We start from the raw sequence: 10009 nt of genomic DNA on the forward strand, positions 1-10009 counted from the left end.
TTGGGCGGCTGGAAAGGCTATCTCTCTGAGAGAAAACCCGGAATCACAACCTTTTGGAAAGGCTTACAAAAATTCTCCTCTATTATGCAAGGTTGGATCCTCTTTAGAAATATGTCCAGACGGTAGGCAAAATATTGCGGGTTTTTTTATGTCCATAATAATTGAAATCTAAATAATTTCTCTAACTTTGTTTTTCAAAGTACTTTAAAAATGGAAAACGAAAAGTATCTGAAAGACCTCAGCGAGATCAAAAATTTGATGAATCGCTCCTCCCGATTCATTTCCCTGAGTGGCCTTTCCGGAGTATTTGCCGGTATCTATGCCCTGGCCGGTGCTCTAGTTGCTAATATGATTTTGGCCAATACAATTTTAAACAACCACTATGATACAGTACAGGTTGATTATTATGACAATCAATTAGTTGATCAATTGGTAATCATCGCGATCGTAGTTCTTGTTTTGGCTATTGGAACCGCCATTTTCCTAACCACCCGGAAAGCCAAGAAAAATAACCAGAAAATTCTGGATAGTCCTGGAAGAAGACTTCTAATAAACTTCTTTGCCCCCCTACTCGCCGGTGGCCTTTTTTGCCTTGTTCTTTTGGAATATAATATTATAGGCTTGATCGCTTCGGCAATGCTTATTTTTTACGGGCTTGCTTTAATCACGCCAGTAAATACACGTTTGACGAGTTAAAAGGATTGGGCTATGCCAACGTTGTACTGGGTTTGATCGCCACAAAGTTTATAGGTTTTGGATTGTATTTTTGGGCAGTTGGCTTCGGAATCTTTCATATTATTTATGGCATCTGGATGTCTAAAAAATACGACGGGAAAAACGCCTAGATGAAAAATTTGATAAGCAATATTAATAAAGCCTTTGATCACCGGGTTCGGTTGGGTATTATGAGTGTTCTTGTGGTGAACGATTTTGCAGACTTTATAACACTGAAGGAACTGCTTGGTGTTACCGATGGTAATATCGCCAGCCATATAAAGGCATTGGAGAAACAGCACTATATAAAAGTTGAAAAATCATTTATTAATAGAAAACCCAACACCCGTTATAGTGCGACCCAAAAAGGAAAAGAAGATTTTAAAAAACATATAAATGCTATTGAAAACCTATTAAACCAGAATAAAAATAAAAAATAAAAAATTTTATCCGTTCACTTTGAATATCAAAGTACTTTAAACCTTAAGTAATAGAATTATGAAAAAAACACGATTATTGATCATTTTAGGAATCGCCGCAGCGATTTTATCACTTCCCTTTTTTGCTATTCAGTTTGGCGCAGAAGGTGTAGACTGGGACTTAAGAGATTTTATTATCATGGGCATTTTGCTCTTTAGTGCCGGGCTCACCATAGAATTTGCGCTGCGGAAATTTTCAACCACTAAAAGCAGAATTATCGCCTGCGGACTCATTCTTCTAGCGCTTATGCTGATCTGGGCAGAACTCGCCGTAGGAATTTTTGGAACTCCGTTTGCCGGAAGTTAATGCTAAAAATCCTGGTATATGAAAACTGAAAAATTTGTAAAAGAGGGCTCTATAGTTCGCAAAATCTGGGAAAAGAGCGACACCATTCTCCTTATTTTCGCCGGTGCTTCTGCTGAATTTGCTTTGAACAAAGCGGTGGATTGGCTTTATTTTACGGGGAAATTACCTAAAGATCCATTAGGAAGGCTATTCTCAACGGTATCCTATGCACGGTCCATTGTTTTTGCTGAAAAACAAGAAGCGTATCAAACGATCGATCTAATAAACCAAATTCATTCCGCGGTTGAAAGTAAACGCGGAACAAATATTCCGGATTAGGCCTATAAGGATGTACTTTTTATGCTGATCGATTATTCCATTCGCTCTTTTGAAATTCTGGAACGAGAACTCAGTTGTTCTGAAAAGGAAGAAGTTTTTGATGTCTTTTTTAGAATGGGAGTAAGAATGGGTTTAAAAAATTTACCCGAAAATTATAATAGCTACAAGAACACAAGAGAGATATACCTGCAACAACATCTTTATTTTGGAACATTTACGAAAGACCTTTTCAAACAATATCAACATCATTTAGGTTTTTTCAGGTATCAGCTTTTACTGGAAAGTCAGCGACTCCTCGTTCCCAAAAGGGTTCGAAAATTATTGCATTTAAGATCTTTCTCGTGGTTAGTACCCATAATTTCAGTATACAAATTCAGCAGGAATTTTCAATTGAATGATAAGATAAAATCTTTCATCCTTCCTGCAGCATATCTTAAGGAAATTAAATCGCTTGATCATATCCCGGCTTAATTCAATTCATCATTAAAAATCAACAAATGGACAATCATTCACCCGAACAACCAACCGGCAACCGATTTATTAACTGGCTTAAGAATTCTATCACAGCGAGAATGTTCATCATCGGTTTTCTATCGCTCATCCTGTTGATCCCCCTTTTTATGGTTCAGGAACTCATTCAGGAAAGGGCGCAACGACAAAAAAATGTAGTTTCTGAAATCAATGATAAATGGGGCGATGAAGTGATCGTTTACGGGCCTATTCTCAAAATTCCGTATCACAGTTATCGTCAAAAGCAAATTACCAATTCGCAGAATGAGGTAACCACGGAAAGTGTTGAGGAAATAAAATATTTTTATTTCTTTCCGCATCAGCTTAAAATTCAATCCAATATCGATCCTGAAATAAAAAAACGCGGCATTTACCAAACCGCTGTTTATAAAAGTACCACAGAAATTAGTGGAAGTTTCACGAATCCCGATATTAAAAACGAGGACATTTCCGAAGAAAATATTTTATGGGAGAAGGCGCGCATTATTTTTAAAACTTCTAATCTGAAAGGTGTCAACAACCAGATGCATATCGAAATTGGGGATTCCAGCTATACCTTTGCTTCAAAATATCAGGATACACCCAATCGTTTACCCGAAAGACAAGACCTGTATTTGATGGAAAGTGAGGTATTAAAGGAAAGTGAATTTTCACCAGAGAAATCGCTCGATTTTAAAATGCAGTTCTCGGTAAACGGAAGTTCGGAAATTTCTTTTGTGCCTATCGGAAAGACCACCGAGGCGCGGATCATTTCAGACTGGAAAACGAATAGTTTTATTGGGAATTTTCTTCCCTATAATGAAGATAAATTAACCGAAAAAGGTTTTGATGCCAAATGGAAAATTCTGGATATCAACAGGCCTTTTCCGCCAAGTTTCAACAACAACTTACCTAATCTTACGGAATATGCTTTTGGGGTAAATTTCATGATCCCGGTAGACGAATACCAGAAAAGTGAAAGGGCCACGAAATATGGTTTTTTAGTGATTGGCCTTACTTTTCTCCTCTTCTTCCTTATCCAAACTTTAAGTAAAATTCCCATTCATCCGTTTCAATATTTAATGCTTGGCCTGGGACTGGTGATGTTCTATACGCTCTTAATTTCAATTTCGGAACATAGCAGTTTCCTCAAAGCTTATGTGATCGCAGGAATTTCAGTGATTCTCATGATCAGCCTCTATTCCAAAAGTATTTTGAATGGCTGGAAATTTCCAATTTTCATCGGTATTTCACTATGCACACTTTACTCGTTTATCTATATCATTATTCAACTGGAAAGTTACGCTTTGCTGGTAGGAAGTATTGGTTTATTCCTAATCCTGGGCGGAGTGATGTATGTTTCCAGAAAAATTGACTGGAATAATTATTAATTTTAAATCCTCAGGGAGAAAGGAATATTTTTTTCTCCCTTAACAAATTCAATGCTTTTAAAACTGAAAAGAAACAAAAAACAATATTACTTTCTAGGGTTTTTGACTCTTTTGAGCATTGAAGTATTTATTGTAAATTTCATAAAAGATGGTTTCATTCGCCCCTATGTTGGCGATTTCCTGGTAGTGGTCCTCATCTACTGTTTTGTAATGTGGATATCAGGAATTCCGGTTCTAAAAGGCCTGGTTGGAGTTTTGGCATTCTCCGTCGCTGTGGAATTTTTTCAGCTCATCAATATTGTAAAAGTCCTGCAATATCAACCGCCAAAAATTCTCATGATCGTTTTAGGAAGTAGTTTTTCCGTTTGGGACCTTCTCGCCTATTTCCTTGGAATTCTTTTTACCGGTTCTGCGGAGTATTATTTGAATTCCACCAGAACAAGTAGCGGAAAATGATCTGAAGGATAACGCATTTCCTTAGAATCGGTCAAAACGCCATATTTTTGAACTTTTACCTGCGCATTGGTAAAAATATAATCGATCCTTCTGGTAACTGGTTCTTCAAAATTAAAGCCGTTAAAAGTTCCTTCTGAACCAAAACTCACCATTTGGGCAACTTCCCTGGCATCATTCATTTCCATGGATATCGTTTGAATAGCTTCAGAATCTGGCTCAAGGTTAAAATCACCGGTTAAAACAACAGGGAAATTTTCGGTATTGATTTCCTTTATTTTTTTGAGGATGAGTTTAGCGCTTTCCAATCTTGCTTTCTCTCCAATATGATCAAAATGGGTATTGAAAAAATAGAACTTTTTACCACTTTTTATGTCTTCAAATAAAGCATAAGTACAAATTCTGGGTAAGGCCGCATCCCAACCGGTAGAAATTTTTTCCGGAGTATCTGAAAGCCAGAATGTTTGGGCACTAAGCACTTTAAAAAGATTTTTTTTATATAAAATCGCACTAAACTCGCCCTTCTTTTTTCCATCCTCGCGTCCAACCCCAACGAAATCATAGGTATTTAATTCTGAAGTAAAATGATCTAACTGGCTTTCCAAAGCTTCCTGAACCCCAAAAATATCGGGTTCATAAAACTTCAGCTGATTGGTAATAAATTCCTTGCGGTGGGACCAGCTGTTTTCGCCATCATTTTCGTTGGCATACTTGATATTGTAGGTCATCATCTTCATTTCCTGAGAAAAACAAAATGTGGAGATAAAAATACCTGCAAATAAGAGTAGTGTACTCCGCCAATCCGTCATTATAAATTTCATTGCTTATAAAATATAATCCGTACTCACGAAATTCGAAGTTTTGGACTCCAGTAATTTCTTCAGGATTTCGTTATTATGTTCATTATCCTTGGAAGCCACGAAAGTCCTTATAGAAAAAGACCTCAAGGCATCGTGGACACTTAAAGTCCCCACTGCGGAATCTTTTCTTCCCGTAAACGGAAAAACATCTGGCCCCCTTTGGCAGGAAGAATTTAGGTTTACACGACATACTAAATTAACCAGCGTATCTATAAGCGGTGCTATTTCTGAAATATCATTTCCAAACAAACTTACTTGTTGCCCATAGTTGGAATCTGCCATTTCATCAAGAATTTCCACGATGTTTTTAAATGGTTTAATTGGGATCACCGGGCCAAATTGTTCCTCTTTGTAAACACGCATTTCCTTTGTCACCGGATAAAGGACTGCGGGATATATAAAGTTATCTGTTATTTTTCCTCCTTTTTCATTAAGTACACTTGCCCCTTTTTCTTTGGCATCCTCAATAAGCTCCTGGATATATTTGGGCTTATTTGGTTCGGGGAGGGGAGTAAGTTTTACATTATCTTCCCAGGGGTTTCCAAATTTCAATTTATCTACCTGCTGGGTAAACCTTTTATTGAATTCTTCCCTAATGTCTTCATGTACATAAATAATTTTAAGTGCCGTACAGCGCTGCCCATTAAAGGAAAGTGTTCCTGAAATACACTCTTCTATGGCCAAATCCAAATCGGCATCGGGAAGGATGATAGCAGGATTTTTTGCTTCCAGTCCCAAAACCAGTCGAAGCCTGTTTTTATATGGATGCTGATCCTGAAGTGCTATGGCAGAAGTGCTATTGCCAATCAACGCCAACACATCTATACGCCCGGTTTGCATAATTGGCGCGGCCACTTCCCTGCCCCTGCCGTAAATCACATTCACCACCCCTTTTGGAAAACTGGTTTGAAAAGCTTCCAATAAGGGTGATAAGAGCAAAACTCCATGTTTTGCAGGTTTAAAAACGACTGTGTTCCCCATGATCAAAGCTGGGATCAACAAGGCAAATGTTTCGTTTAAGGGATAATTATAGGGTCCCAGGCATAAAACCACTCCCAATGGCCCACGGCGAATATGGGCGTAAACACCATCCCTTTTTGTGAATTTGGCACTATCGCGGTCAAGCTGTTTATAGTCTTCTATCGTATCATAAATGTATTCAACGGTACGGTCAAATTCTTTTCTGGAATCAGGCAGGGATTTACCAATTTCCCACATTAAATATTTTACGACTTCTTCCCTTCTAACCTTCATTTTTTCTACAAAGGCTTCCATACATTCAATCCTTTGGGATACTTTCATGGTTGGCCATTTGCCCTGTCCCTTTCCATAGGCTTCACAAGCGGAATCCAAAACTTCCAAAGCTGCTTTTTTATCCATATGCGGAACAGTTCCAAGTAAGGTGGGTTGATATTCTTGCGTGGAGGATATGGTGGAGTAAACTTCATCTTTCTTAGCATTCCACTTGATGAGTTTACCGTTGCTTAAGTAAGTTTCCTGATGTAATAAATTCTCTATCTGAAAATTATGGCTATTTGACATACTGAGGTTTCAATTGATTGGTTGATTTTATTATACTTTATATTGAATTATCACACTTTATTTACAATGTGTAATTGATTTTAAAGAATAAAGATAGCCAGATTAGCTGAAAATAATCAATTTTGAACTGTTTAAAATGCCTACACCGATCCTTCGGACTGATGTATTTTGCCCTGAACATATCCTTCAAGATAGTTAAATCGCTGGGTTAGTTTACCATTTTTGGTCATTCTCGCCCTTTCAAGAATTCCATTCTCGTCATTATTAAAAAAAGCAGGCAATACAGATTTTAGGAACATTTCCCCAAAACCTTCACTGGCATCCTTGGGGAGTTCACAGGGAAGATTATCTACCGCCATTACTCCAATAGCATCAACATCATAAAAATCTATTTCTGAACCGGTTTGGGGGTCATAACCGTAAAAGGGTTCAGCAATCGTGGATGGCCTAATGGTGCTGGCTATTGGGCCCGCGATATCGCAGGAAATATCAGCTACATATTTTATTTTGAAATCCCCAAATTTTACATCATCTGCCGTATAAAATGTCGGAGCTCCCTGGCCATAAAAATGCCCCGCAATAAAAACATCGCTGGCTGCAGCGAATTTCAAAAAATCTGATGCATAATTTTCCGGCATGCTGTAGAATTCTTTACGGCTGCCTTTTGCCCCGTCTATTCTTTTATTATAATCTAACACATCTGCCACACAATAAACCGGCTCCTTAAATTCCTTAGAAAGATAATCGGCCGTAGAGACTTTTTTAATTTTTAAATGATCCAGAATTTCCCCAACCCCATGAGCAACTTTGCCGCTTCCTGTTAAAACGAATTTATAATTAGGGATTTCGATCTTATCAAGTTCGGCGAGCATTGCTTTTAAATGGGAAAGATTTTCGGCTTTGGGCAGCTCAAAAAGATCTTCTCTTAGCCCGATTCCCCGAATACAGTTATAAGCTCCCACCAAACCTGCATAACGGCCAAAACCTATAAGCCTGTTGCCTCTTTCATCTACAATTACTTCATGGTCGAAAAGCTCGATGTTCATATTCAAAATTTCCCTAAGCAGATCGCGGTTATATGGTTGTTCTTTGATGGTATGCGAAAAGAAAAAATATTTTTTATTCGGAATAAGCGCCGGGATGGGGACTTCTTTGACTCCGAGTAAAACATCACAATCTGAAATATCATCCACTACTTCAAAGCCTGCATCACGATAGTCCTGATCGCTAAAAATTCGAACCTCTGAACTTTCAACTTTGAAGTCGGCTTCGGGAAATCTTTCTTTTGCTTCTTTTAGCAATTTCGGGGAAAAAACGACACGACGATCGGGTGGTGTTTTTCGCTCTTTAATAAGGGCAAATTTCATCATTTCTGGAATAGGTTTTGTGTAGTTATGTAGTCTCCCAAAGATATAAATAAATAATTCACGGAATTTTTTATCACGGCTTTCCTGGCTTTTAAAAACATAAAGGAAAGTTGGTATGAAGTGGAGAATCTTATAAAAATCTGTATCTTTGCTGCCCCAACTGGAATTTCTGGTTGGTATTCTTTGAAATTTTAGACTTAATTTAAAAAAGCGTCAAACTGAATTCGTGTCAGGTTCTAATGAATGGGATTCTGAACCAGGTTCAGAATGACGAAAGACTTAAATTAGGTTCTGAAACAAGTTCAGGATGAATTCGAACTGGTTAAAATTTTAAATTTCAACCGTTCTCATTCGCGTTAGGGACCTGCCTGCGGCAGGCAGGTAGCAGCGGAAATCCCCCGATAGCTATCGGGGATTGAAGCGAATAGCCCGCCGCGACTGCACAAGCAGGAGCGGAACGCCATCCTTGGACAAGCTCCGGATAAAATAAGAAGTATGGAGGACGAAATATGAATTATTAAAAGTTAGTAATTCTAAGTTCGTAACTCATATTTCGAGAAGTTCTTTACATTATGGGGTCGACTTGGTTTTGACAGCGAGTCTAATTGAGTTGTAAGCACGTAGAGCGCTGGGATATAGCTCTTAAATCTCATATTTCACACTTTTTAAACGGCGAGAATAACTACGCCTTGGCTGCGTAACCGAATTACAGTAGGTTATACTTAGTCCCTGCAAGGCAGGGAGCCGAGATGTCTCGTGGAGGCCTTGATTTACGGCATCCACATCAGAGACACCGATAAAGTAAATATAGTGACCGCAGGGTCCTGATGCGGTTGCGAAACTTAAGTGGGAATACGTGTAAAGTTGGTGGTTTTCGGCCGGCTTTGCATCGACAACCAAGTGAAAACTAAACGTGTAGAAAGCTTCTGAATTGCTTGTTTGGACGAGGGTTCGAACCCCTCCGACTCCACAATTAAGCGTAGCTGGGCTGCGGATTAAAATTTAAAAAATCTGCCAGGTATTTTCACCTGAGCAGATTTTTTAGTTTTAATACACCTGTACTGCAAGAGTACCGCCAAACCCTACTGGACCTGCTATAATCATGTAGAGCAATTCATAACGGAAGTTTATAAAGCAGAAGATTTCCGAATGAAAGATATTAACCATCAATTCATCTCCAGGTTTGAATCTGTTCCTGAAAAATCCTTCCGGTTTCATATTCAATAAACCATTTTTCTTCACAATTCAGTTGCAGGGCTTGTATACTACAGAGACAGCTTTGTACTTCCCGGTTTTGGTCAATTTATATAGTTTTGAATCATCTCTAAAACAGTTTTATGGGGTCTTCCGGCAGCTTTTTCAAAATCGGAAGGAACATCATTTGCTCCACTCTTGATTCCTTCATAAATACCGGCAATGACGGTTCCTAAAAAGTCGCCTAATTCTTCTTTTCTTTCAGCTGCATAGTCTTCTACCGAAACCGGCTTGTATTTGAGATTCGTATTATAAACTTGGTTTATTTTATCTGCAAGTTCCTCTTGGGTAATAGGTTCGCCCACAAGATTGTAGACTTGTGCATTGTGTTTTTCTTCGATGAGCATTTTGGCGTAGGCAGACCCTAATTCCTCTCGGCTGGTATACGCACATTTTCCCTCACCCGCACAGTTCCTTATTTCACCTTCTTTTACATAGGTATCCATATACTCCAAATCTGGCTCTATGTAGATTCCATTTCTACCTATTGCCCATAGAAGACCGGATTCTTGAATGTCTCTTTCTGTCTGCCTGTTACTTTGTACTATGGGGCTAAATGCGTTTTTATCTTCATCACCTACGATACTGGTATACACTATCTTTTGAACACCGCTTTTCTTGGCGGCATCTATTACATTTCTATGTTGCTGAATTCTATTTCCGGGTTTATCCATACCCGACACTAAAAGAACGGTGTCAACTTCTTGGAGGGCTCTATCGAAATCCTGTCGATTGTTGTAGTCTCCTTTACGGATTTCAATGCCCAGATTTTTTGCCTTTTCAGGGGTACGTGCGATGCCAATGACATTGTCTTTCCCGATTTCCTTTATAAGTT

General features: G+C 38.5%; 12 protein-coding genes and 1 other RNA gene. 9 read left to right on the forward strand and 4 right to left on the reverse strand.

Annotation, left to right across the window (positions count from 1 at the left end; all coding sequences use genetic code 11):
• The first annotated feature begins 210 nt into the window (after positions 1 to 210).
• The 7 genes from DHD80_RS19455 (at position 211) to DHD80_RS19485 (ending at position 4154) form a co-directional block, all read left to right on the forward strand.
• Positions 211 to 696, forward strand: a complete 486-nt coding sequence (locus tag DHD80_RS19455) for a hypothetical protein (RefSeq protein ID WP_347709992.1) — start codon at positions 211 to 213, stop codon at positions 694 to 696.
• Positions 697 to 845: 149 nt separating this feature from the next.
• Positions 846 to 1154, forward strand: a complete 309-nt coding sequence (locus DHD80_RS19460; RefSeq protein ID WP_251743142.1) for a transcriptional regulator — start codon at positions 846 to 848, stop codon at positions 1152 to 1154.
• 58 nt (positions 1155 to 1212) lie between these two features.
• Positions 1213 to 1500 carry a hypothetical protein gene (locus tag DHD80_RS19465; protein WP_251743143.1) on the forward strand — a complete coding sequence of 96 codons (288 nt, stop codon included), beginning with the start codon at positions 1213 to 1215 and terminating at the stop codon, positions 1498 to 1500.
• Positions 1501 to 1518: 18 nt separating this feature from the next.
• Positions 1519 to 1818, forward strand: coding sequence for an oxygenase MpaB family protein (locus DHD80_RS19470; protein ID WP_251743144.1), 300 nt, complete (start codon positions 1519 to 1521; stop codon positions 1816 to 1818).
• Positions 1819 to 1839: 21 nt separating this feature from the next.
• Positions 1840 to 2289: a hypothetical protein gene (locus DHD80_RS19475; RefSeq protein WP_251743145.1), complete on the forward strand. Its 450-nt coding sequence runs from the start codon at positions 1840 to 1842 to the stop codon at positions 2287 to 2289.
• A gap of 26 nt (positions 2290 to 2315) precedes the next feature.
• On the forward strand, positions 2316 to 3698 hold the full coding sequence (gene creD, locus DHD80_RS19480) for a cell envelope integrity protein CreD (protein ID WP_251743146.1): 1383 nt from the start codon (positions 2316 to 2318) through the stop codon (positions 3696 to 3698).
• 111 nt (positions 3699 to 3809) lie between these two features.
• On the forward strand, positions 3810 to 4154 hold the full coding sequence (locus tag DHD80_RS19485) for a DUF2809 domain-containing protein (protein WP_251743147.1): 345 nt from the start codon (positions 3810 to 3812) through the stop codon (positions 4152 to 4154).
• Here DHD80_RS19485 and DHD80_RS19490 read toward each other — a convergent pair.
• The 3 genes from DHD80_RS19490 to DHD80_RS19500 form a co-directional block, all read right to left on the reverse strand.
• Entirely contained in the window at positions 4118 to 4972 is an 855-nt protein-coding gene (locus DHD80_RS19490) for an endonuclease/exonuclease/phosphatase family protein (protein WP_251743148.1), read from the reverse strand. The genes DHD80_RS19485 and DHD80_RS19490 overlap by 37 nt on opposite strands.
• Positions 4973 to 4975: 3 nt before the next feature.
• On the reverse strand, positions 4976 to 6553 hold the full coding sequence (locus tag DHD80_RS19495) for an NADP-dependent glyceraldehyde-3-phosphate dehydrogenase (RefSeq protein WP_251743149.1): 1578 nt from the start codon (positions 6551 to 6553) through the stop codon (positions 4976 to 4978).
• A 140-nt stretch (positions 6554 to 6693) separates the two neighbouring features.
• Positions 6694 to 7923: an NAD(P)-dependent oxidoreductase gene (locus DHD80_RS19500; protein ID WP_251743150.1), complete on the reverse strand. Its 1230-nt coding sequence runs from the start codon at positions 7921 to 7923 to the stop codon at positions 6694 to 6696.
• Between the two features lie 571 nt (positions 7924 to 8494).
• Between DHD80_RS19500 and ssrA the strand changes: the two genes are divergently transcribed.
• Both ssrA and DHD80_RS19970 read left to right on the forward strand, forming a co-directional pair.
• Positions 8495 to 8893: a transfer-messenger RNA gene (ssrA, locus tag DHD80_RS19505) on the forward strand.
• Between the two features lie 83 nt (positions 8894 to 8976).
• Positions 8977 to 9147, forward strand: coding sequence for a phage integrase SAM-like domain-containing protein (locus tag DHD80_RS19970; RefSeq protein WP_279347080.1), 171 nt, complete (start codon positions 8977 to 8979; stop codon positions 9145 to 9147).
• A gap of 71 nt (positions 9148 to 9218) precedes the next feature.
• Here the strand turns inward: DHD80_RS19970 and DHD80_RS19515 are convergent.
• A partial coding sequence (locus DHD80_RS19515; protein WP_251743151.1) for an SDR family oxidoreductase occupies positions 9219 to 10009 on the reverse strand: 791 nt, incomplete at its 5' end.

Origin of the sequence: Gramella sp. AN32 (genome assembly GCF_023718305.1) — a bacterium.
Lineage (GTDB): Bacteria > Bacteroidota > Bacteroidia > Flavobacteriales > Flavobacteriaceae > Christiangramia > Christiangramia antarctica.

Coding starts and splice junctions, on each gene's coding strand:
- DHD80_RS19455 (WP_347709992.1), top strand. CDS start 211: ATGGAAAACGAAAAGTATCTGAAAGACCTCAGCGAGATCAAAAATTTG.
- DHD80_RS19460 (WP_251743142.1), top strand. CDS start 846: ATGAAAAATTTGATAAGCAATATTAATAAAGCCTTTGATCACCGGGTT.
- DHD80_RS19465 (WP_251743143.1), top strand. CDS start 1,213: ATGAAAAAAACACGATTATTGATCATTTTAGGAATCGCCGCAGCGATT.
- DHD80_RS19470 (WP_251743144.1), top strand. CDS start 1,519: ATGAAAACTGAAAAATTTGTAAAAGAGGGCTCTATAGTTCGCAAAATC.
- DHD80_RS19475 (WP_251743145.1), top strand. CDS start 1,840: ATGCTGATCGATTATTCCATTCGCTCTTTTGAAATTCTGGAACGAGAA.
- creD (WP_251743146.1), top strand. CDS start 2,316: ATGGACAATCATTCACCCGAACAACCAACCGGCAACCGATTTATTAAC.
- DHD80_RS19490 (WP_251743148.1), bottom strand. CDS start 4,972: ATGAAATTTATAATGACGGATTGGCGGAGTACACTACTCTTATTTGCA.
- DHD80_RS19495 (WP_251743149.1), bottom strand. CDS start 6,553: ATGTCAAATAGCCATAATTTTCAGATAGAGAATTTATTACATCAGGAA.
- DHD80_RS19500 (WP_251743150.1), bottom strand. CDS start 7,923: ATGATGAAATTTGCCCTTATTAAAGAGCGAAAAACACCACCCGATCGT.